The sequence below is a fragment of the Enterococcus crotali genome (assembly GCF_000633635.1).
In the GTDB taxonomy this organism is placed as follows: Bacteria; Bacillota; Bacilli; order Lactobacillales; family Enterococcaceae; genus Enterococcus_L; species Enterococcus_L crotali.
This window is the reverse complement of sequence record NZ_AYPQ01000003.1, coordinates 144,716-167,760: the sequence shown is the minus strand read 5'-3', so window position 1 is coordinate 167,760 and position 23,045 is coordinate 144,716. Positions and strand designations below refer to the sequence as shown.

Below are 23,045 nucleotides of genomic sequence, written 5' to 3'. Positions count from 1 at the left end.
TCGGCCTCACATCTAGAGTAAAAATACCTTTCCCTCTCAAGCATTCAAACTAAGACTAAAAAAAAATTCCGTTTTGTAGTATAATTTTCAAGGATAGAGGAAAGGCGGGAAGCCCATGAGGAAAAAGCAGACCTATGCAGTAGTTGATCTAGAAACAACTGGAACCGATCCAATGGTTGATCGGATTATTCAATTCGGCTGTGTATTGATCCAAGAAGGAAAAATCATTTCCCGTTTTGCGACTGATATCAATCCGAATCAGGCTATTTCTAAGCAGATTCAGCAACTTACTGGTATTAGTAATTCTCGCGTGCAAAAAGCCCCTTATTTTGAAGATGTGGCACTCACGATTTACAATTTATTAGCGGATACAGTTTTTGTTGCTCATAATATCTATTTTGACTATTCTTTTTTGACGCAAGAATTGATTCGATGTGGTACACCAAAACTAAAGATTCCTGGAATCGATACAGTGGAATTAGCTCAGATTTTCTTTCCAACAGAAAAGAGTTTCCGCTTAGGTGACTTATCTGAAAGTTTAGGTTTGATCCATGACAATCCTCATCAAGCGGATAGTGATGCACAAGTAACGGCAGAACTTTTATTATTGATCGAAGCCAAAATGCGACGTTTACCACTGATCACAATGGAGGCAATCGATCGCTTAAGTCAACAAACGGGCATGGACACGAGCTCTTATATCCATCATATATATGAAGACATGAAACAAGATATTCAACCTTTAGGTAAAGAGCAGCATGTTGTTTCAGGAATTGCCTTGAGGAAAAAAGAAGTTCAATTATTTGAAGAAAAATTATATGGAAACCCAGTTTTTCCTCAAAAGAAAAAGGCGAAAGAAAAAGTTTTTGCTGAGGTGATCGGCTATCGTTCTGAACAAAGCCGGATGATGAACTTAGTGTATGATCATTTTACAAATGATGAAAATAAAAATCTATTTATTGAAGCAGCCACGGGTACTGGGAAAACACTAGGTTATTTGTTTCCGCTAAGCTATTTAGCGACACCTGAGAATCCGCTTATCATCAGTACGGTTTCTATCGTCTTGCAAAATCAATTGATTGAAAAAGATATTCCGCTAGCTAATCAAATTAGTCCTAAGCCAATCAAGGCTGTTATTATTAAAAGTCATCGTCATTATATCGATTTGCAGCGGTTTAAAGCCACGTTGAAAAATCCTGTACAGCAAAAACAATATGCTTTGTATCAAATGGGTATTTTAGTTTGGTTAGTTGAAACGAAAACAGGTGATCTTGATGAACTACAGTTAACCAATTTTAATCATGTTTTTTGGCGTGATGTAGCGCATCGCGGCATTGATTTTTTATCGGAACAAGATTCTTTATACGAGGAGGATTTTGTGCGTTTTCTTTACAAGAAGGTTCGACAAAGCAATGTATTGATCGTCAATCATGCATTTTTAGCACAAGAAACACTTAGAGAAGTGCCGCTGTTGCCTAAGAGTTCTTATTTGATTATTGATGAAGCGCATCATTTGCCGGATATCGCTGGGAAAATTGCCAACCGTCAGTTTAATTATAGTTCACTTAAAAAGCAAGCAGCTTTGTATTTGGAAGAAGATCAGCTCTTTGATCAAGTCAATCAAATTTTCAGTTCTAAAACGCAGGAGCAGCGATTGTTACGAATTTATTCTAATGCTTTGAATGATTTGATTGAAGAATTTAGTGATTTATTTTATGAAATGAATCAGTTGTTTAAAGAAGAGAAGCAGTCACATCCAGAAGCAATTCTACTAAGGAAGCCACTATTTGATCATTTGTCATTAAATGGAGAAGTGTCGATTCAAAAGATCGAAATTCTTTTGACAGAGATGCAGGAAATCCAGACTAGATTACAATTATCGATTGCGGATGAATTGGAAAAATATACAGCATCCGAGCGGATTATTTTTGTTAGCTTGCTCCAATTTTTTGAACGGATCGCATTTGTTTATGAATGCGTTGATATTTATGTGAATAGTTGGGAGCCAAGGTGGATCAAAGAATACAGTATTACGCCCCAAGGCTATGGTTTTCTTTCAATCAATGATCTGGAGGCAAGTATTTTACCTGAGACTACTTGGTATGATCGATATGAGAGAATTCTTTACACGGGCGGAACGTTGAAATTTGGCAATGACAAAAAATATTTGCCGAATAAACTAGGATTGACGAACGTTTCGTTCAAAACTTTACCTGATCCTTATAACTATGAACAAAACGCACGCTTATATATACCAACAGAAGCCATTGCAATCAGTCAAGCTGATGCAGCGGAGTTCTCTGCATATATTGCATCTGTCATTCAAGAACTAGCGCAACAGCAAGATCGTTCCATGCTGGTTTTATTTACATCCCATGACATTTTATCGAGTGTGTATTATCGTTTGCATCCACAATTTCTAAATGCTGGTAGAGAGCTTTTAGCGCAAGGGATCAGTGGTAGTCGAGAAAAAATCTTAAAACGATTTGCTCATTCAAAAAATAGTATTTTATTGGGCGCTGACAGTTTTTGGGAAGGGGTCGATTTACCGGGAGAAGCGCTGTCGATTTTGATAGTGACACGTTTGCCTTTTGAAAATCCCAACGTCCCTTTGTCAAAGCTCGTTATGATCATCTTGAGGAAAAAGGCATCAATCCGTTCACTCATGAAGCACTCCCTAAAGCAGCACTGCGCTTACGTCAGGCTTTAGGTCGCTTGATCCGTTCTGATAGTGATAAAGGCGCACTAATTGTTTTAGACAGACGGTTGGTGACTGCAAAATATGGTAAGCGCATGTTAAAAGCATTACCAAAGGGGTTAGTGGTGAAAGAAGAGTCGTTAGAAGCGATCGCTTTGGAACTAAAAGAATTTTTAAATAAATAAATTTATCTACTATCTATTAAATTAAAGTGATTTTCTGCTATAATGGTAGCCAGTAAGTTTGGAAAGGGCGAGGCGATTGCAAGAACAAGAAGACCAAAAGGAAACAAGAAATACGAAGATCCTAATAGGTATAATTGCGGCCTTATTATTGATTATTGTAGTGATGACTATTTTCTATATTCGCTCAACGCATCCAAGAACACAAGCGAAGAAAGAAGCCACAGAAATCGCAAAAGAATATGCACAGCTAGAAACAGTCGATAATTTTTATTGGTTTACTAGAAAAGAAACTTATTTCAGCGTAACTGGTAAAAATCATAAGGGAGAAGAGCTTGCGGTAATTATCCCAAAAACGGGAGAAAAAGTGACAGTCCTGAATCAAAAAGATGGTGTGGAAGAAGGGCATATTCGTCAAATTATTGAGACCGATTATAAAGAAAAAGAGATTCAAAAAATCAGCTTAGGTCTATACAACGATAAACCAACTTGGGAAGTCGTGACCAAAAATGAAGATGGTTCATTGAATTATTATCTGTTATCATTTGAAAAGGCTGAAGAGATCATGATCATTAAGAATGTCTGACGAGACAAGCTTATAAAAATAATCATGTTGATGTTTATTTACATGATGAAACAAGGATAGATGGTGTCTGAAAAAGACCAGCTCCTTTAGTTTACTAGGAGTTACATCCGCTTGTCCTAATCTCTGATAAAAAATGAGGAGTGAAAGTATGAATATATCAAGACGTGCACAAAAATTAGAACCCTCAGTCACTCTAGCGGCGTCAGCAAAAGCTAATGCATTGAAAGCGGCAGGGAAAGATGTATTAAGTTTAACTGTAGGTGAACCAGATTTCACTACACCTAAAAATATCCAACAAGCAGCAATCCAAGCAATCGAAAGTGGAAAAGCTAGCTATTATACAGCCTCTGCTGGTATCAAGGAACTGCGTGAAGCTGTTGTAAAATATATTGAGACCTATTATCAATTAAACTATGAAACAAAAAATGTGATCGTAACAGATGGTGCTAAATTTGCGTTATATCTTCTTTTCCAAGCGGTATTGAATCCAAGTGATGAAGTGATCATTCCCGTGCCATATTGGGTAAGTTACGGGGAACAAGTCAAATTAGCGGAAGGCGTCCCTGTTTTTATTTCCTGTGCTCAGGAAAAAGAGTTTAAAGTGACCGTGGAACAATTGGAAGAAGCTAAAACAAATAAGACAAAATTATTGATTTTAAATTCTCCATCTAATCCCACAGGAATGATTTATTCTGAAGATGAATTACGCAAAATCGGTGAGTGGGCCGTTGCAAATGATATTTTGATCGTATCGGATGATATCTATGGTCGACTTGTCTACAATGGCGCTACCTTTACACCGATAGCAACTTTGTCTGAGGCTATCAGAAAACACACGGTCATCATCAATGGTGTTTCTAAAAGCTATGCAATGACAGGTTGGCGTATTGGGTATGCAGTCGGAGATGAAACGATTATTTCTGCGATGAATGATATTGCGTCACAATCAACAAGTAATCCAACTACTGTCAGCCAATATGCAGCAGTCGAAGCTTTAGTAGGCGAACAAGACACCGTTGAAATCATGAGACAGGCGTTTGAAGCCCGGTTAAATGAAATCTATCCATTATTTGCGGCATTGCCAGGATTCAAGATAGAAAAACCTCACGGGGCATTTTATCTGTTTCCTAATATCAAAGGGACGCTAACGATGTGCGGCTATACAGACGTGACCAAGTGGGTAGATGATTTATTAGAAGAAGCGCAAGTAGCACTAGTAACAGGTGCTGGATTTGGGGCTCCAGAAAATGTCCGGATCAGCTATGCAACTGATTTAGATACGTTAAAAGAAGCTGTTAAGCGGATTGCAGCCTTTATTGAAAGCAAATCGATCAAATAAATGACTTAATTCGGGATAGGTAAAAGAATAGATGAATGGAGAGACGATTGTGGAACAAATTCAAATTATTGATTCAAAAAATCATGTAGGGGAAACAGTAAAAATAGGGCTTGGATCGCCAATAAACGTTCAAGCGGAAAGATTGCCTTTTTACAATTACGTGATGGAACAGCTTATTTTCAAGGAATTGTAGTAAAAAGTGAAGTACCAGAAGAAGTCTTTCAGCTAGCAAAAAGTCTCACACAAGAAACTTCTGTTTGGATCATAGGTGAAATCAGAGAAGACAGCCGTTCGAAGTTTGGTTATGAAATTGGTGTGACAGGTATTGAAGTGATCGGTGAAAGCCATGACTATCCAATTACACCCAAAGAACATGGTACCGACTTTTTGATGGATCACCGTCATTTATGGTTACGCTCTTCACGTCAACACGCAATCATGCAAATCCGTAACGAAATTATTCGTGCAACATATGAATTTTTCAACAACAATAACTTTGTTAAAATCGATCCGCCGATCCTAACTGCAAGTACAGCAGAAGGTACGACTGATTTATTTGAAACAAACTATTTTGACCAAAAAGCGTATCTATCTCAAAGTGGACAGCTATACATGGAAGCAGCAGCGTTAGCTTTTGGTAAAGTGTTCTCATTCGGACCAACCTTTAGAGCGGAAAAATCAAAAACGCGTCGTCATTTGATCGAGTTCTGGATGATCGAACCAGAAATGGCATTTATGCACCAAGAAGAAAGTTTAGAAGTGCAAGAACAATATGTTGCATTCTTAGTTCAAAGCGTATTAGACAATTGTGATCATGCCTTAGACGTGTTAGAGCGTGATAGAGAAGTCTTGAAAAAATATACGCAATTACCATTCCCACGTATATCTTATGACGAAGCAGTTGAGTTATTGAAGAAAAATGGGTTTGATGATATTGAGTGGGGCGATGATTTTGGTTCACCGCATGAAACATTTATTGCCAATTCATTTGACCGTCCAGTATTTATCTTAAACTATCCAAAAGCTATCAAAGCTTTCTATATGAAACCACATCCAACGCGTGATGACGTTGTGATCTGTGCCGATATGATCGCACCTGAAGGCTATGGAGAAATCATCGGTGGTTCTGAAAGAGCCATTGACCATGATTACTTGTTAGAGCAAATTCGCAACCACAATCTAGATGAAAAAGAATATTCTTGGTATTTAGATTTACGTCGCTATGGTTCTGTACCACATTCCGGTTTTGGTTTAGGCTTGGAGCGCACAGTGACTTGGTTAGCTGGAATTGAGCACGTTCGTGAAGCAAGTCCATTCCCACGTCTATTAAACCGTATTTACCCTTAAAAATTACTATTTAGTTAGTCGTTGAAACGAAGCCTTATTCTTTGTTTCAACGACTCATTTTTATAAACAATGAACTGTTTTGTTAAAAGTGTCGCTAGAAAAAAGAAAAGTAAGGTAATTTGTTTAGAATTCCACGATTTTGTGGTAAAATTGACAGAAAGTAGAATAAAGGAATGACTCGAATGGAAAACCCAACTCAAATCAAAAGAAAACATTTTCGTTTTCCAGCTTATGACGATGACTTAGGCGTGAAATTAACTTCTGAAAATAAACGAACATTGTTCCAAGAAGATCCAATGATGACTCAATCGAACACTCAGGTACAAGAAAGTGCTCCGGTCATAGATCCAATCTCAGTTCAACCAACATTGAAAAAAAAGCCTACACAAACCAATAACCAACATGTTTCTCATAGTCAAGAACAGGTAGCAGAGTTAGCGCGCCATAAATCTAATCTACCGAATTATATGATGACACATAATAAAACAACGTCACCGAAGCAAAAAAACAATTTATTTGGTGATATGCCAAAAAGAAGCGCTTATGGGTTTGGTTCTAATCAAACTTCTAAAAAAAATAAAGCAGCCTTCTCGAAAGATTTTACGTATGAGACTCGTTCTTATTTTGTACCGAAATATATTCCAGCTTCCGTAATACCAGAAACTACGGCACCTGTTTTATCAGAACAAGAATTAGCCGCAGCGATGAAAAAAGAAAAAAGTTCGTATTTGCTTTTTGACGATGAACCGGCCGCGTTTCAAGTAAAAGGGAATGAAGACCCAACCGTTCAAAAGTTCAACATTCCTAAAGATTCACCGGAAATTCCTGTCACAAGACGTCAGTATCAACAGATCAAACCTGATATGGAGCGTTTTGGACAAGAAGAGGATATCAGCCAAACCTTACCTCGCTCTAGAAAAGAATTGAAAACTGCAAAACAAAATGCTAAAACCCAAACAGCTTACGGGCAAAAAGTAGCAGAAGCAGAGCAAGAAAAAAAGAAAGGCATCCTTGATAAACCGCTAAGCGGAATTATTGAAGATTCCAGTATGGAACTTGAGAACAGTAAGTATTTTTCTTAAAATACTTACTGTTTTTTATATACAGAAAATGATTAGATCAATAAAGGGTTGAAATAAAGAGCTATAACTTATCCAATTAGAAAAATTAAAAAAGACAGGGTATTTAATTAGAAAGTAATACTCTTTTTTTGGTGAGTTTATAAGAAGCTGTTATTTAATTTGTTTGATGAATGCTTTTGTATCAACATTTAGCAAACGAAATAGAGAGAAAGAAACTTAAAAATAGTTTTTCCCATTGCTTGCGTGTTATTGCGAGAAAAAAGATTTATGATATCTAATAAATTGAAGGATATTATGGGTTGATTATTTCCAAATTTTATATGATAATGAGGAACGTACGAATTTAATAAGTAGAATAATTATATATTTATATAGGAATTAAGAGAAGAGGATTAAAATGAGCAATCAAGAAAGTAAATTACATCATTTTGTTGGGATCAAAGGATCAGGAATGAGCTCGTTGGCGCTTGTATTATTTGAAAAAGGGTATCAAGTACAGGGCTCAGACGTAGATGAATATTTTTTCACTCAACGTGACTTAGAAAAAGCGGGCATTACTATTTTACCGTTTGATGCGGATAATATTACAAAAGATATGATTGTTATTGCGGGGAATGCATTCCCTGATACACATGAAGAATTGGTGCGAGCAAAAGAATTAGGTGCTGAAATCATTCGTTATCATGACTTTATTGGACGCTTTATTCAACCGTATACAAGTGTTGCGGTAACTGGCTCTCACGGGAAAACAAGTACAACTGGCTTGCTTTCTCACGTATTGACTGGTATTGCGCCAACAAGTTATTTGATCGGTGATGGCACAGGTCACGGGGATCCAAATGCCGAGTTTTTTGCTTTTGAGGCTTGTGAGTATCGTCGTCATTTTCTGGCCTATTCTCCAGATTATGCGATCATGACAAATATTGACTTTGATCATCCAGATTATTTTAAGAGTATCGAAGATGTATTTTCTGCTTTTCAAACAATGGCAAAACAAGTTAAAAAAGGGATTTTTGCTTATGGTGATGATAAATATCTGCGTCAATTAGAAACAGACGTGCCTGTTTATTACTATGGTTTAGCAGATGATGATGATATTCAAGCTAAAAATATCAAACGAACAACGCAAGGTTCCTCTTTTGATGTGTATCACCACGATACATTCGTCGGACACTTTGTCTTGCCTGCATTTGGTCAACATAACATCATGAATGCTTTAGGTGTGATTGCAGTGGCGTATTTTGAAAAATTAGATATGAAAAAAGTAGCAGAAGAAATGTTGACATTTGAAGGTGTGAAACGCCGTTTTACTGAGAAAAAAGTCTCTGACATGATCATTGTGGATGATTATGCGCACCATCCAACAGAAATCATTGCAACGATCGATGGAGCACGTCAAAAGTATCCAGATAAAGAAATCATCGCCGTTTTCCAGCCGCATACTTTTACACGGACAATTGCGTTAATGGATGATTTTGCTGAAGCATTGGATTTAGCGGATGCTGTTTACCTTTGTGATATTTTTGGTTCTGCAAGGGAACAACAAGGTGACGTGAAAATCGAAGATCTAGGAAGTAAAATTCAAAAAGGCGGTCAAGTCATCAAAGAAGATAATGTTTCTCCACTATTAGATCATGAAAATGCTGTAATGGTCTTTATGGGCGCTGGGGATGTTCAAAAATTTGAACAAGCCTACGAAACATTATTAAGTAATACAACAAGAAGCGTTTTATAAAATAATCAATTTGAAGAAGAAGCCTCAACGATCTATTTTGTGATTTGTTGAAGCCTCTTCTTTTTAACTTGCCTTTTGTCGTCATTTTGGTACAATTATCTTATCATTAGTGGAGGTGTACTAATTTGAATATCGGAAAACCGAGAAAATTAGGCAAAACCATCGAAGATATTGAGGAAGGCGATTCGCTGTCTTTAACCGAATCGATCGAAGATAAAGAGTTGCTTCTTTATTTGGGCTTAACAAACGATGCCAATCCCTTATATATCCAACATGATTATGCCCAAAAAACAGAATACAACAAACCGATCGTTCCATCGATCATGTTGATGGGAATCATCACCAGTGCAATTTCAAAGCATTTACCAGGACCAGGCTCTCATGTGGTCAACTTTTCGGTGAACTTTGTAGAACCAGTTTTTCATTATGAGACGTTGACGTTTCAGTTTGAGGTGATCAAGGTAGATAAAATGAAAGACGTTGTGACGATTTCGATTGAAGCTGTCAATGAAGAAGAAGATCGAGTACTTGATGCAGTGGTAATGGTTCAGCCGCCTCAAGTAACATTAGAAGATTTAGAAGAGAAAGAAGGAGAAACAAATGAATAATGGCGCAGTAGCAAATGTTGGAATAAACAAGTTTTATTCAAAAATATATGCATTTTTAGCAATGGGAATCGGTGTTAGTGCCTTAGTATCCTATCTGATTTTAAACGTTTTCCCAATTGTATTGGTAACATTACTAAATTCTACAGTATTATTTTTCGGACTATGGTTGTTGCAGATTGGCTTAGTTTTATTTTTAGGTGTTAGAGCACAAAAAAATCCGACTTTAGCAATCAGCGGATTTTTAGTTTACTCTATCTTAAATGGTGTGACAATCTCTGCAACGTTGTTATTATACGCCCAAGCAACTGTAGTAAGTGCTTTTGTGAGTGCTGCAGCAACATTTGGTGCAATGGCATTTGTCGGAATGTTTACAAAGAAAGATTTATCTGCAATGGGTCATGCCGCATATAGTGCCTTAATCGGGATTATTATTGCAATGGTCATCAATTTCTTTTTCTTACGTAGCAGTGCAGTATCATTTTTCATTTCAATCTTGATGGTTTTGATTTTCGCTGGAATCACAGCATATGATAATCAAAGAATTCGTCAAGTATATAATGAAACAGGTGGACAAGCTGGTACTGGAATTGCTGTATTTTTCGCTTTACAATTATATCTTGATTTTATCAACTTATTCTTAGCTTTCTTGCGTATTTTCGGTAAAAATAATTAATTAGAAACAGAATAAAAACGAGAGCATTCAGAACAATCTGAGTGCTCTTTTTTTACATTAATATACTGTTTTTCGTGATTATTTTGTATAAAAATACTTTATACTTCAATTTGGTGTATAAAAATCATTGACTATTTGATTTCTTTGATTTATACTTTTATAAAATTAGAGAAATATAGAGGGGTTTTAATGTATCGCTAATAATAGTAGGATGGTGTAACGAATGGAAGAATATGAAGAAGTCCCTAAAGGGTTTAAGTTTTATGGTGCTCATGTTGGAATCAAAAAAAGAAAAAAGGATTTGGGTTTGATAGTAGCAGATGAAATTAGTCACGCGGCGGCTGTATTCACGAAAAATACCTTTTGTGGAGAATGTATACCGATTGGCAAAGCTCATGTTGCAAATGCTGAATTACAAGCGGTCGTAGTAACCAGCGGTATAGCAAATGTTGCAACAGGACAAACTGGACGAGAAAATGAATTCAAGATTTTAGACTGCTTATCCAGCAAGCTACAGATCGATAAAGAAAATATTTTGCCTTCTTCCACAGGAGTCATTGGTCCTCAGTTGCCAATTGAACTGATCGAAACGTATTTGAAACAACAGCCAATTGAATTAGATCAGGACTATAATAATTTTGCGCACGCTATTTTAACGACAGATCAAAGAATCAAGGTTCGTAGTTTAAAAGTTGGTGCTGGCACGATTTTAGGAATTGTCAAAGGCTCAGGTATGATTGAACCCAATATGGCCACGATGTTGGCCTATATTTTAACTGATATCAAAATAGCGAAAGAAGCGATATATCCGATGTTGAAAACGGCAGTAAATCAATCTTTCAATACGATCAGTATCGATTCTGACACGAGCACAAGCGATACTGTCGCTTTTTTAGCTAGTAACCATTATGAAGTCGAACAAGCACAAGTACAAAAAGCACTGAATCAACTGTGTAGAGAATTGGCAATAGATGTGGTAAAGGACGCAGAAGGTGCAACAAAAACGATGTTTGTCACCGTTAAAAATGCTGAGACAAAGGAACAAGCTAAACAAGCTGGAAAATCGATCATCAATTCGCCTTTAGTGAAAACAGCATTATTTGGTCATGATCCTAATTGGGGACGAATCGCAATGGCTTTAGGTAAAACAGAAGGCTTGATTTTTGATCAAAACAAAGTAGAAATTTATTATGGAGCTTATCCGATTTTTTTAAACAACAATGAAGAAAAACACAACATCAAGCAAATCGCCGAATACATCGAAAAAAATGAAGATATCTATCTAACCGTAGATTTACATCAAGGTTCAGAAACCTTTGAAGTGGTTGGTTGCGATTTAAGTTATGAATATGTCAAAATAAATAGTGATTATTCTACCTGACGGAACGAACGTATGATTTTTATATCTACTAGAATTATCAAATCAAGTGCAACATTTAATATATCTTTGAGAAAAAGAAATGTTGATAATTCTTTTTTGCATTACAAAATTATTATTAGTATTATTATAGTAAAGGAACTTTTCATGTAACAATAATTTTTGAATTGAAGGAGAAAAAATATGTTTTATTCAACATTGTATGAATGTGATGTTCCATTCTTTCGTTAATATAAATACAAATTAATGGAGGAAAAGAACATGATTATTGAAGAATACAACGATAAATATTTGAAAGAAATTACCAGCATCTGGAATGATGCAATCACCTCAGGTATGTATTTTCCGCAAGAAAATACTTTAACAGTAACGGAAGCAAAAGTCTTTTTTGAAATCCAAGACTTTACTGGGGTTGCTATAATCAATTCCGAAGTAGTCGGGGTTTATATTTTACACCCTAACTCAATAGGAAGACTTGATCATGTCGCAAATGCTTCCTACGCTGTCAAAGAAAGTGCTAGAGGAAACAAGATTGGAAAACAGTTAGTTTTACATTCTATTGAGATCTCAAAAGTACTGAAATATAACATACTACAGTTCAATGCAGTTGTTACAACAAATCAGTACGCTATCCAATTGTATGAAAAAATTGGATTTACTAAAATAGGTAAAGTTCCAAAAGCTTATAGAAATATTTCTGGAGAGTATGAAGATATCCTACTCTATTATATTGATTTAGAGTAAGCTTATACTATGAACGAAGAGCCCGAATAAACGGTGGGATCAGAAGCAGCTCTTCTCATTTCTCAAGGTTAGACACTCCTGGCTCAACCTCAGAACAGGCTTTTCCGCCTTCAATTTTTAGTGTTGCACCTAAATTATACATGCTAGTATGGATAGAACAAAATGCCTATATTTTGTTCTATCCTCTTTTATTTTACGAATGTATGTTCTATAATGAGTAAATGATAGGTGGGATCGAACATGCAAAGTACACAAAGAATTGCAGTCCGCAGATTAGTGGAGTTCATTTTACGCAGAGGCAGCATTGATGCTCGCTATACAAGCAGTGAACATACTGCGCTGGAAGGTGCTAAAATTCATCGGAAGCTACAAAAAACAGCTGGTGAGAAGTATCAAAAAGAAATAAAATTAGCCATTGACATAGAATTGAATCAACAGACATACATAATCGAAGGGCGAGCAGATGGCCTCTTTATCAATGACCAAAAACGGACAGTAATCGATGAAATCAAAACATCTGAACCCGCTTTTTCGGAATTGTTAGAAGAACAAATCGACATGTATTGGTATCAGGTGATGTGCTACGGACATATTTACTGCCAGCAGGAAGACTTGGATGAAATCACGTTACAATTGACCTACTATCAAACTACAACCGAAGAAATCACTCGACAAACAAAAGAATTTACCAAAGAAGAGCTAAAAATATTCTTTGACGATCTGACTCAAAAATATGAACAATGGCTGATTTTTAAAGCCAATTGGCGTCAGATTCGGAATTGCTCATTACAAAAATTACCTTTTCCATATGGCGATTATCGAGCTGGTCAACGGGAACTGGCTGTGGCTGTCTATAAAACAATTTTAAGTGATCAAAAATTATTTGTTGAAGCACCGACTGGAACGGGAAAAACTATTTCGACTTTATTTCCAACACTAAAAGCAATCGGTGAAGAACAAGCAGAAAGAGCGTTCTATTTAACTGCTAAAACAATCACTCGCCAAGTAGCCGAAGATGCTGTGGAAGCGATGAAACGAAAGGATATGCAGCTAAAAAGTGTTACCTTGACAGCAAAAGATAAAATCTGTTTCTTAACTGAACGAAATTGTACGCCGGAAGCATGTCCTTTTGCCAATGGTTACTATGATCGATTGAATGAAGGCTTATGGGATTTGTTAAATAATGAAAATCAATTTACTCGTGAAGTCATCGAACGTTACGCACGTAAACATACCTTATGTCCTTTTGAACTGTCTTTAGATGTTAGTTTGTGGTGTGATTTAGTGATTTGCGATTATAATTATTTATTTGATCCGGTTGTCTATTTAAGACGTTTTTTTGAGGAGCAGACAGAAGTCAAAGAAAATATATTTTTAGTAGATGAAGTCCATAATTTAGTGAATCGCTCTAGAGAAATGTATTCAGCGGTGTTATCCAAAAGCCGCATGTCTTCTTTAAAAGCGATACTCGATAAAAAACAAACAAAGCTGATTCGTGCACTTAACAAAGTCGAAAAAGAATTTGACAAAATCAAACAAGTTTGTGATGAAGAAGAGAAAGAATTTATCCATCAACATGCACCGATTGATTCGCTGGTTAAGGTTGCTTATTCTTTAGCTGAAAAAATCAAAGAATGGCTTCCAGAAAATCAAGATCATGCTGAAATAAATCAAATCTTGGCTGTTTATTTTGATTTACTGAATTATACGAAAATCAGTGAAGGATACGATGATCATTATTGCACCTATGTGAATTGTCAGAATCATGATATTACAGTTAAACAATTCTGTATCGATCCAAGTTATCTTTTACAGCAAAAATTAGATAAAGGTAAGTCCAGTATTTTATTTTCTGCAAGTTTGACACCATTGGATTATTATCAAGAAGTTTTAGGCGGTGGAGAGGAAAGTTTACGTTATCGTATTCCAAGTCCTTTTCCAAAAGAAAATCAATTGTTAGTAATTGAAAATTACATTCGAACAACGTACAAAGAACGTGAGCATAGTTATGAAAAAATCATTGAAAGTCTGACGAGTATGATCCAGCAAAAGGCCGGTAATTACTTTGTATTTTTCCCTTCATATTCCTATATGGATATTATCTATGACATGTTCCGTCAAAAAAATCCTACTGTTAAAACAAAGATTCAGGCAAGTTTGATGAATGAGTCTGAACGGGAGGCTTTTCTGGCTGATTTCGTTTCAAATCCGACTGAAACGCTCGTTGGTTTTTGTGTTTTAGGAGGTATTTTTTCTGAAGGGATCGATTTAAAAGGTAGTCGTTTGATTGGAACGGCAATTATTGGGGTAGGATTGCCGCAAATCAACCATGAACAAGAATTGATCAAAAGCTATTATGATCAAGAAAACAATCAAGGGTTCCAATTTGCTTATCAAATTCCAGGGATGAATAAAGTATTGCAGGCAGCAGGTAGAGTTATTAGAGACACAGATGACAAAGGAACTGTTTTACTTTTAGACCAGCGTTTCTCAACGGCAGCTGTTCAGCGCTTTTTCCCACCTCATTGGAATCAAGTACAGACCTCTTTTTCACCAGAACGAACCCAGCAGTTTTTGCATCAGTTTTGGCATTCGAATTGATCAAAGATGATGGTAGGAAAAAACAGTTCTTACTGGTATACTAATACAGGCGAGTAAACTGTATAGTTAGTATTTAGTTTAAGTGAATAGCATGTTAAAAAGGCCGAAGTTTTGTTTATCGGCTCTTTTTTGAGCGGAAATAGGAATAAAAATGATAAGGAGACTAAAAATGAAAACAATTCTAGTGTTACATACAGGCGGCACGATTTCGATGTCAAAAGAAGCAGATGGAAATGTGACGACTAATAACATGAATCCATTGTTGAACCAAGAAGAATTATTAGCAGGGAAAGTTGATTTAATTGTTGAACCGATTTTCAATATCCCTTCTCCTCATATGACGTTAGAACGAATGTTAGTATTAAAGCAACGTATTCAAAAAGCGTATACTGAAAATATTGATGGAGTGGTCATCACTCATGGAACAGATACTCTGGAAGAAACAGCCTACTTTTTGGATATTACGCTGGAAAATAAAATTCCCGTTGTCTTAACAGGCGCGATGCGTTCAAGTAATGAAATTGGGACAGATGGATTGTATAATTTTATTAGTGCGGTTTGGACAGCCTGTTCAGATGAATCGTATGGTAAAGGTGTACTAGTTGTAATGAACGATGAAATCCATACAGCTCGCTATGTAACCAAGACACATACCACAAATGTCGCAACATTTCGTACCCCAACGTTTGGCCCAATTGGCATGATTGCTAAAGAACGAACTTTTTTTGCCAGTGAAGTTTGCTCTCAAGAAGTCTGTGACATACAAAAAGTAACTGGTGAGGTTTATGTGATCAAAGCATATGCTGGGATGGATGGCAGTTTATTTGACTTAGTTGATAATGATCGGACAGATGGGGTTGTGATCGAAGCGTTAGGAGCGGGGAATCTTCCACCTGAAACATTGCCTGCACTAGAACGACTATTGGCTCGAAACATCCCAATCGTTTTAGTGTCACGTTGCTCTAATGGAATCGCTGAAGATATTTACGATTATGAAGGCGGCGGTGTTAACTTAAAGAAAATGGGTATTATATTTTCTAGAGGATTGAATGGACCCAAAGCGCGTATTCGTTTGATTGTAGGGTTAAATAGTGGCAAAGAGTCACAAGCACTGTCTGATTTTTTGAGTGAATAAAATAAATGGTGTAGATAATGTATTAGGTCTACACAACATTAGTAGTTAAAAAAATAGTGCGGTCTACTATCAGGCCGGACTGATCCATATCGGTCAATCAGGCTGTAAGATCGTGATTCTTGGAAGAGCAGGTCACGGTTCAATGCCACATGAAACAACTAATTGTTATGTTCACGTTGGTGCTGCATATATGCTCGATTAGTTCCATCTTCACCACAATGGGGCTAGTCATGGCTGATTATTTAGAAAAATATAAACAAAACAAGGTTGGGTCAGAAGTGTTTAACCCCGAGAAATAAGAAGAGATTCACGAAAATTGCTCTTCAAATTTTTGTGAATCTCAGCTTATTTCCGAAGGGGGTGCTTCTGATCCCACCGTTTATTCGGGCTCGTTTTTAGCGGAAGTTAGTAAATTGTAATTCCACAGGTAAGTCTAGGTTTCTAAGTAAGGTGATTACCTTTTGTAAGTCATCACGGCTTTTTCCGGTCACTCTGATTTGGTCTTCTTGAATCTGTGATTTTACTTTGATACCAGAGTTTTTGATTGCAACATTGATTTTTTTAGCGTTATCTTTGTCGATTCCACTAATCAAATCGCCGTATTGGCGGGCAGAACCACCAAGGGCTTTTTCACTTGTTGAAAAGTGGATATTTTTGATAGGAACTGCTCGTTTGACTAATTTGCTGAACAAAACATCTTTCACTTGTTCGATTTTGTAATCATCTTCTGCGACGACTACTAATTTATTATTTTCCAATTTTATATCGGCGATCGACCCTTTAAAGTCAAAACGATTCTTGATTTCTTTCAGAGCAATCTGGATCGAGTTTTTGACTTCTTCCATGTTCATTTCAGATGTTACATCAAAGCTTGCTTCTTTTGCTGCCATTTGTTGATCTCCTCCCATTATTTCTTACTTTCATAGTACCATTAAATAGGGAAGAAACAAGTATAAAAATAATTGAAAAAAGGAGCTTTGAATCTAGACTCACCGAATTAGTTGAACAGTTAAAACATAAGAATAAAATAATCCTCATTTTCTGCTTTTTTACTTTTCTTTTTTTGAGTGACCTGTTATTCTAATGCGAGGAATTCTATGGTAGTTAATAAAGCATAGGAGCTGGAAAGAATCGTTATAGCTTTCCAGAAGATTGGGAGGTTTCGGATGAGTAAGTGGGTTATTTCATATAAACAAAGTGAAACGTTGAAAAAGTTTGCTGTCATTTTTGTTACTGGAATTTTAGTAGCAATCAGCTTGAACTTTTTTTGATTCCGGCAAAAGTTTTTTCAGCTGGAATGAATGGGGTTGCGCAAATCATCGCAACATTATTGTATACACATCTTGGGATTACAATGGATACAGGTCTTTTTATTCTATTATTAAATATTCCTATTTTTATTTTGGGCTTTATGAAACTTGGTAAAGAGTCAACGATTTACAGCTTTTTAAATGTAGCTTGGGTTTCTTTAACAACGATCTTGATCCCAATTGAAGTGATCACAACCAATCCGTTGATGAATGCAATCGCAGGTGGCGTGCTGATTGGGATCGGTGCTGGGTTGTCGCTTAAGATGGGGTTCACTACTGGCGGAATGGATGTTATTTCATTGGTTTTATCAAAAACAACAGGTAAAACAGTGGGTAATTATATGTTTATGCTAAATGGCATTATTGTCGCAATCGCAGGGTTTGTTTTTGATTGGGAAAGTGCGTTATATACGATTATTTCGATTTATTGTATGACTCAAGTAGTTGACACGATCCATACAAGTCATCAAAAAGTTACTGCGATGATCGTTACGGTTCAACCAGAAGTTGTGACTCAAGCAATTTCAAAACAGATGATTCGTGGAATGACTTTACTACCGTCAATGGGTGGTTATTCTGGTGTTGAAGGACGTATGATCATGATGGTGATCACGCGATATGAGCTGTATGATTTGGAGCAGATCGTTTATGAAGTAGATGAAAATGCCTTTATGAACATTATCCCGACGCATTCTGTGTTAGGACGATTTGCGAATGAAGATGAGCAGCGGATCTTTAAAAGTACAGGAAGTTTTCCTGAGATGAAAAAGCATAAGAAAAAATAATCAATATACAAAAAACAAACAACTTCCTCTTGGTAAGTGTTTGTTTTTTTGTTATCTAGAAATAGCTAAGTTAAGTCACTATCATTTCTTGAAACTTCTAATTTTTTAAATATATCTTGAAGATTCTTCATTCTAAGCTCAACTTTTTCAGCTGACTTATCCAAGGTATACCCTTCATCTAATAGTTCTTTAATTAAAATAATTTTTTTGATTTCGTAGTAGTCAAATTTGCGCGTTTTATTAAGACCTTCATCTACACTACGTATGATATTTTTACTCTCCCAATATCGTAGTTTTCTTACAGAAATCCCTGTGATATTAGAGGCTTCACCAATTGTTACAGACATTTTTCTTAATAAATCTATGTCAATGAAATCCATAATGACCTCCCACTTTTGTTTGATTCAGTATACAACAAAAAAAACATATTGACAATCAATGGATATATTGTACAATTATTGTAGATTATCTACAATATTAGGGTTATAAAAAAGGAGAAAATATCCAATGTTTAGTAGAGATCTCAATGCCTTTATTCCAACGGCTAGCATTTTACGTAGCTTAACATTTGTACATGCTCAAGTTCATTCTTACTCTTTGTGTATGTGGATGGTATCTTGGTTGATTACTTTTGTTGTTATTGTGGTTAGTTCATCGTTTTTACCAAAATTAATCACAGTGCTTGTGAAGAGATAGTTCGTTAATAAAGAGATTCTAATGAAGAGGAGCTGGTTTTATTAGGTATTTTAAAGGTTGGAAAGTGAAAGTGTTTATTGGGCTTTTGGTTTGCATTGTTCTTTATAGTTTTCAACTCATGCAAAACAAGACGGTGAGTGATTCAAAAAATGACGTTCAATCGACCAATAAAAAGTTATCTATGGAAGGAGATAAAAAAATGACGGCTGAAGTAAATGTAAATCAAGCGTTAAGAGATGAGTATCAAGACTACTTAACGGTTATTGAAGAAAAATTATCTATTCCAGATGAATTTGATTTAAAAAGTGTAACAAATGATCTGGAGCAAAACGGGAAAGGTATTCTGCTGGTTCGATATATACCTGAGAAAATAAACAATGATTTATTCGGAGAACATTTTTCGGTTACTATTGAAAAAGAAACAAAGCACATTCTTGGATTTACTCACATGGATCAAAAATATACCCTGTCTGATGATCAAAAATTATTGAGTAAAGAAGAAACAAAAAGAATCGCTAAACAATTTTTAGATCAATTTGACCCAGGATATTTTGAAACACTGGAGAATTTATGGATCGACCAACATGATGAAACAATTATTTTAGAAGGTCATGAAGTAACTGTTTCAGGAATGAAGTATAAATGTTATCGCCCATCTACAAGTGATTATAGCTGGCTGATTGTTGGAAGTAATGGCGAAGTGATTACTTTTGAAAGAGGCATTGTCTGGGAAGCCGGCAGAGTAACTGAAAAATGGTTACATGATTCATATATAAAAGAAAAATTGTAAAATAGACTAACAGCTTACTAGGATTAGAGGAGGTCGAGACAAAAGCGTTTAGCTCTGAGAAATAAGCTGGAATTTACGAAAATTGTTCTTCAAATTTTTGTGAATTCCAGCTTATTTCCGAAGGAGCTTTTTTTCTCGCCGTTTATTCGGTTTTAGAACACACATCAAAACTGATTTTTAGTTTTGTCCCACATCCTTTAACTTTAGTCTATTTTTGTTGTAGACATTCTTGGTAAATTTCCCAGAACTTGACACTTTTTCTCTTGTTGGAAACTGACTTCCCAGAAGATCTCCAAAGGATTGATAGCGGATTCATCCGATGGTATAACTAATGTGTAAAGTAAATAAATAGAAGGAGGGTGTTTCACTAGTGATGGAGAAAGTGCAACGGTTTGGAGGCGCAATGTTTACCCCAGTCTTACTATTTTCATTTTCGGGAATTATGGTAGCGCTGGCAATTATTTTTAAGAATCCCATGATTGTTGGAAGTATTGCAAATGAAGGAACTGTTTGGTATGGGATTTGGTCTGTTTTAGAAAGCGGTGCTTGGACTGTTTTCAATCAAATGGAATTATTATTTGTTATAGGTTTGCCGATTGGCTTAGCTAAAAAAGCCAATGCTCGAGCAGCGATGGAAGCGTTTGTGATCTACCTGACCTGCAATTATTTTATTAGCAGCATGTTAGAGTATTTCGGATCATTCTTTGGTGTTGATTTTACTCAAGAAGTCGGTGGCGATAGTGGCATGAAGCTGATTGCAGGGATCAAAACATTGGATACAGGGATCATTGGAGCGATTTTTATTTCAGCAATCGTAGTTTGGCTGCATAATCGTTATTTTGATACCAAATTACCAGATTTCTTAGGGATTTTCCAAGGATCATCATTGATTGCGATTTTAGGCTTTTTCGCAATGTTGCCGATTGCTTTTCTGATTTGTCTGATTTGGCCGAAAATTCAAATGGGTATCGGTTCGATGCAGACATTCTTGCAAGTGCCGGAACCTTTGGGGTATGGTTGTATACGTTTTTAGAAAGAATTTTGATTCCTACGGGATTGCATCATTTTATCTATACGCCATTTGTTTTTGGACCGGCAGTTGTTGAAAATGGTATCACTAAATATTGGATGGCACACTTAAATGAATATGCCCAAACGACAAAGCCAATCAAACAACTATTTCCACAAGGTGGTTTTGCGTTACATGGGAACTCAAAAATCTTTGCTTCACCTGGTATTGCAGCGGCTTTTTATTTTACAGCCAAACCTGATAAGCGGAAAAAAGTACTAGCAATTTTGATTCCGGTAACATTGACCGCTGTTTTAGCTGGTATTACAGAACCGTTGGAGTTTACTTTCTTATTTATAGCACCGCCACTATTTGTTTTGCATGCTGTGTTAGCTGCCACAATGGCTGCGACAATGTATTTCTTTGGTGTGGTAGGAGATATGGGCGGTGGTTTCATCGATTTATTGGCAAAAAACTGGATTCCGCTGTTTGCCAATCATAAAGGGATGATCTTTACGCAATTGATTATTGGTTTATCCTTCACTTTGATCTATTTCGTTATTTTTCGGGCGTTGATTCTGAAGTTCAATTTTGCTACACCTGGAAGAGAAGAAGAAGACCAAGAAGTTAAATTGTATAGTAAAAAGGAATATAAAGAAGCGAAAAAAGCTGGCGCTTTGGGGGATGTTGCTATTGCTGGTGCGAACCAGTATACAGAACAAGCAGCTATCTATTTAGAAGCATTTGGTGGCAGTGATAATATCGAAAAAGTGAATAATTGCGCGACTCGTTTAAGAATTACTGTGAAGGATGAAGGAATCGTTTCACCTGATAGTGCCTTCAAAGAAGGTGGTGCACATGGTGTTGTTAGAAATGGTACCGCGTTTCAAGTAATCGTTGGTTTAGATGTACCACAAGTGAGAGAGCAATTTGAGAACTTATTAACATTAGGAAATGAACATCAAATAAATGAATAAAAGCGAAGGAGCTGGAGAAGAAATGAAGAAATTTTCAATCGTAATTGCAGGTGGAGGAAGTACATTTACTCCTGGAATCGTTTTAATGTTATTGGATAATTTAGAAAAATTTCCAATCAGACAAATCAAATTTTATGATAATAATCCAGAAAGACAAAAACAAATCGCAGATGCGTGCCAGATCATCATTAAAGAACAAGCACCAGAGATTGATTTTCTTGCAACAACTGACCCGAAAACAGCCTTTACCGATGTTGATTTTGTGATGGCACATATTCGTGTCGGGCTGTACGCGATGAGAGAAAAGGATGAAAAAATCCCTTTGAAATATGGTGTAATCGGCCAAGAAACTTGTGGACCAGGTGGAATAGCTTATGGAATGCGCTCAATTGGTGGTGTTTTAGAATTGATCGATTATATGGAAAAATACTCACCAGATGCTTGGATGCTGAATTATTCCAATCCAGCGGCCATCGTGGCTGAAGCAACTCGGAAGCTACGACCTGAAAGTAAAATCATCAATATTTGTGATATGCCTGTTGGTATTGAAGAAAGAATGGCAAAAACTGTAGGCCTAAGTTCAAGAAAAGACATGGTCGTTCGTTATTATGGCTTGAATCATTTTGGCTGGTGGACGGATATTCGGGATAAAGACGGCAATGATTTGATGCCACAAATCAAAGAGCACGTAAAAGAGTATGGGTATTCATTAAAAGAGGAAGTGGAAGAATCTCAACATACAGATGCTAGCTGGAAGCACACGTTTGCTAAAGCAAAAGAAGTTTATGCTGTCGATCCTTCCACATTGCCGAATACGTATTTGAAATACTACTTTTATCCTCAAGATGAAGTAGCGCATGCAAATCCAGAATATACGCGTGCTAACGAAGTGATGGCTGGACGTGAAAAGCATGTTTTTGGTGAATGCAATCGCATTACCAAAGCAGGAACAGCGAAAGGAACAACGCTTGAAGTAGATGAACACGCCTCTTATATTGTTGATCTAGCAAGAGCAATTGCCTATAACACACATGAAAGAATGTTATTGATCGTTGAAAATCAAGGAGCTGTTGTTAACTTTGATGAAACGGCGATGGTAGAAGTCCCTTGTATTGTAGGAAGTAATGGTCCAGAACCAATCGTTCAAGGAAAAATTCCACGTTTCCAAAAAGGATTGATGGAGCAACAAGTAGCAGTTGAAAAATTAGTGGTCGAAGCTTGGACAGAAGGCTCGTACCAAAAATTATGGCAAGCGCTGATGTTATCGAGAATTGTTCCGAATGCTCGGATCGCTCAAGAAATTTTAGATGATTTAGTGGAAGCAAATAAAGAGTTTTGGCCTAAGTTGTCATAGGAATCGTTTGCTATCA

The 23,045-nt window shown here is 36.4% G+C and carries 15 protein-coding genes and 4 pseudogenes; 17 read left to right on the top strand and 2 right to left on the bottom strand.

Translation table 11 applies throughout. The features are described 5' to 3' along the window. Positions 1-115 precede the first annotated feature (115 nt). From V192_RS19810 to V192_RS0109090, 12 genes and pseudogenes are all read left to right on the top strand, one after another. Positions 116-2,883 (top strand): annotated as a pseudogene (locus tag V192_RS19810) (helicase C-terminal domain-containing protein). A 76-nt stretch (positions 2,884-2,959) separates the two neighbouring features. After that, positions 2,960-3,466, top strand: coding sequence for a cell wall elongation regulator TseB-like domain-containing protein (locus V192_RS0109140; protein WP_025871032.1), 507 nt, complete (start codon positions 2,960-2,962; stop codon positions 3,464-3,466). A gap of 148 nt (positions 3,467-3,614) precedes the next feature. Further along, on the top strand, positions 3,615-4,805 hold the full coding sequence (locus tag V192_RS0109135) for a pyridoxal phosphate-dependent aminotransferase (RefSeq protein ID WP_025871030.1): 1,191 nt from the start codon (positions 3,615-3,617) through the stop codon (positions 4,803-4,805). Between the two features lie 49 nt (positions 4,806-4,854). Next, a pseudogene (gene asnS / locus V192_RS19805) lies at positions 4,855-6,152 on the top strand (asparagine--tRNA ligase). 182 nt (positions 6,153-6,334) lie between these two features. Then, positions 6,335-7,234, top strand: coding sequence for a hypothetical protein (locus V192_RS0109125; RefSeq protein ID WP_035011207.1), 900 nt, complete (start codon positions 6,335-6,337; stop codon positions 7,232-7,234). Between the two features lie 397 nt (positions 7,235-7,631). Then, complete coding sequence (murC, locus tag V192_RS0109120; protein WP_025871026.1) at positions 7,632-8,969, top strand: UDP-N-acetylmuramate--L-alanine ligase; 1,338 nt, start codon at positions 7,632-7,634, stop codon at positions 8,967-8,969. A gap of 125 nt (positions 8,970-9,094) precedes the next feature. Then, entirely contained in the window at positions 9,095-9,577 is a 483-nt protein-coding gene (locus V192_RS0109115; protein WP_025871024.1) for a MaoC family dehydratase, read from the top strand. After that, positions 9,570-10,250, top strand: a complete 681-nt coding sequence (locus V192_RS0109110; protein WP_025871022.1) for a Bax inhibitor-1/YccA family protein — start codon at positions 9,570-9,572, stop codon at positions 10,248-10,250. Before V192_RS0109115 ends, V192_RS0109110 begins: the two co-directional genes overlap by 8 nt. 223 nt (positions 10,251-10,473) lie before the next feature. Next, positions 10,474-11,631 (top strand): bifunctional glutamate N-acetyltransferase/amino-acid acetyltransferase ArgJ, encoded by a 1,158-nt coding sequence (gene argJ, locus V192_RS0109105; RefSeq protein ID WP_025871020.1) that lies wholly within the window; start codon positions 10,474-10,476, stop codon positions 11,629-11,631. 258 nt (positions 11,632-11,889) lie between these two features. Continuing rightward, on the top strand, positions 11,890-12,372 hold the full coding sequence (locus V192_RS0109100; RefSeq protein WP_025871018.1) for a GNAT family N-acetyltransferase: 483 nt from the start codon (positions 11,890-11,892) through the stop codon (positions 12,370-12,372). Between the two features lie 240 nt (positions 12,373-12,612). Beyond that, positions 12,613-14,973, top strand: coding sequence for an ATP-dependent DNA helicase (locus V192_RS0109095; RefSeq protein ID WP_025871016.1), 2,361 nt, complete (start codon positions 12,613-12,615; stop codon positions 14,971-14,973). A gap of 169 nt (positions 14,974-15,142) precedes the next feature. After that, positions 15,143-16,108 carry an asparaginase gene (locus V192_RS0109090; protein WP_025871013.1) on the top strand — a complete coding sequence of 322 codons (966 nt, stop codon included), beginning with the start codon at positions 15,143-15,145 and terminating at the stop codon, positions 16,106-16,108. Between the two features lie 395 nt (positions 16,109-16,503). Here V192_RS0109090 and V192_RS0109085 read toward each other — a convergent pair whose 3' ends face one another. After that, complete coding sequence (locus V192_RS0109085) at positions 16,504-16,998, bottom strand: YajQ family cyclic di-GMP-binding protein (RefSeq protein ID WP_025871011.1); 495 nt, start codon at positions 16,996-16,998, stop codon at positions 16,504-16,506. A gap of 276 nt (positions 16,999-17,274) precedes the next feature. Here V192_RS0109085 and V192_RS19800 point away from each other — a divergent pair. Further along, positions 17,275-18,203, top strand: a pseudogene (locus tag V192_RS19800) (YitT family protein). A gap of 65 nt (positions 18,204-18,268) precedes the next feature. Here the strand turns inward: V192_RS19800 and V192_RS0109075 are convergent. Further along, positions 18,269-18,583, bottom strand: a complete 315-nt coding sequence (locus tag V192_RS0109075) for a MerR family transcriptional regulator (protein WP_025871009.1) — start codon at positions 18,581-18,583, stop codon at positions 18,269-18,271. 127 nt (positions 18,584-18,710) lie between these two features. Between V192_RS0109075 and V192_RS0109070 the strand changes: the two genes are divergently transcribed. The 4 genes and pseudogenes from V192_RS0109070 (at position 18,711) to V192_RS0109055 (ending at position 23,029) form a co-directional block, all read left to right on the top strand. Then, positions 18,711-18,899, top strand: coding sequence for a hypothetical protein (locus V192_RS0109070; RefSeq protein ID WP_025871007.1), 189 nt, complete (start codon positions 18,711-18,713; stop codon positions 18,897-18,899). A 199-nt stretch (positions 18,900-19,098) separates the two neighbouring features. After that, positions 19,099-19,689 carry a hypothetical protein gene (locus V192_RS0109065; protein WP_029948193.1) on the top strand — a complete coding sequence of 197 codons (591 nt, stop codon included), beginning with the start codon at positions 19,099-19,101 and terminating at the stop codon, positions 19,687-19,689. Positions 19,690-20,059: 370 nt separating this feature from the next. Continuing rightward, positions 20,060-21,675: pseudogene (locus tag V192_RS19795) on the top strand (alpha-glucoside-specific PTS transporter subunit IIBC). 22 nt (positions 21,676-21,697) lie between these two features. After that, on the top strand, positions 21,698-23,029 hold the full coding sequence (locus V192_RS0109055; RefSeq protein WP_025871003.1) for a 6-phospho-alpha-glucosidase: 1,332 nt from the start codon (positions 21,698-21,700) through the stop codon (positions 23,027-23,029). The last annotated feature ends 16 nt before the right edge of the window (positions 23,030-23,045 follow it).

What these genes read in the sequence shown, in the direction of transcription:
- V192_RS0109100 (WP_025871018.1), top strand. Translation starts at nt 11,890, where the DNA reads ATGATTATTGAAGAATACAACGATAAATATTTGAAAGAAATTACCAGC.
- V192_RS0109070 (WP_025871007.1), top strand. Translation starts at nt 18,711, where the DNA reads ATGTTTAGTAGAGATCTCAATGCCTTTATTCCAACGGCTAGCATTTTA.
- V192_RS0109085 (WP_025871011.1), bottom strand. Translation starts at nt 16,998, where the DNA reads ATGGCAGCAAAAGAAGCAAGCTTTGATGTAACATCTGAAATGAACATG.
- V192_RS0109125 (WP_035011207.1), top strand. Translation starts at nt 6,335, where the DNA reads ATGGAAAACCCAACTCAAATCAAAAGAAAACATTTTCGTTTTCCAGCT.
- V192_RS0109135 (WP_025871030.1), top strand. Translation starts at nt 3,615, where the DNA reads ATGAATATATCAAGACGTGCACAAAAATTAGAACCCTCAGTCACTCTA.
- V192_RS0109055 (WP_025871003.1), top strand. Translation starts at nt 21,698, where the DNA reads ATGAAGAAATTTTCAATCGTAATTGCAGGTGGAGGAAGTACATTTACT.
- murC (WP_025871026.1), top strand. Translation starts at nt 7,632, where the DNA reads ATGAGCAATCAAGAAAGTAAATTACATCATTTTGTTGGGATCAAAGGA.
- V192_RS0109095 (WP_025871016.1), top strand. Translation starts at nt 12,613, where the DNA reads ATGCAAAGTACACAAAGAATTGCAGTCCGCAGATTAGTGGAGTTCATT.
- V192_RS0109110 (WP_025871022.1), top strand. Translation starts at nt 9,570, where the DNA reads ATGAATAATGGCGCAGTAGCAAATGTTGGAATAAACAAGTTTTATTCA.
- V192_RS0109090 (WP_025871013.1), top strand. Translation starts at nt 15,143, where the DNA reads ATGAAAACAATTCTAGTGTTACATACAGGCGGCACGATTTCGATGTCA.
- V192_RS0109065 (WP_029948193.1), top strand. Translation starts at nt 19,099, where the DNA reads ATGACGGCTGAAGTAAATGTAAATCAAGCGTTAAGAGATGAGTATCAA.
- V192_RS0109075 (WP_025871009.1), bottom strand. Translation starts at nt 18,583, where the DNA reads ATGGATTTCATTGACATAGATTTATTAAGAAAAATGTCTGTAACAATT.
- argJ (WP_025871020.1), top strand. Translation starts at nt 10,474, where the DNA reads ATGGAAGAATATGAAGAAGTCCCTAAAGGGTTTAAGTTTTATGGTGCT.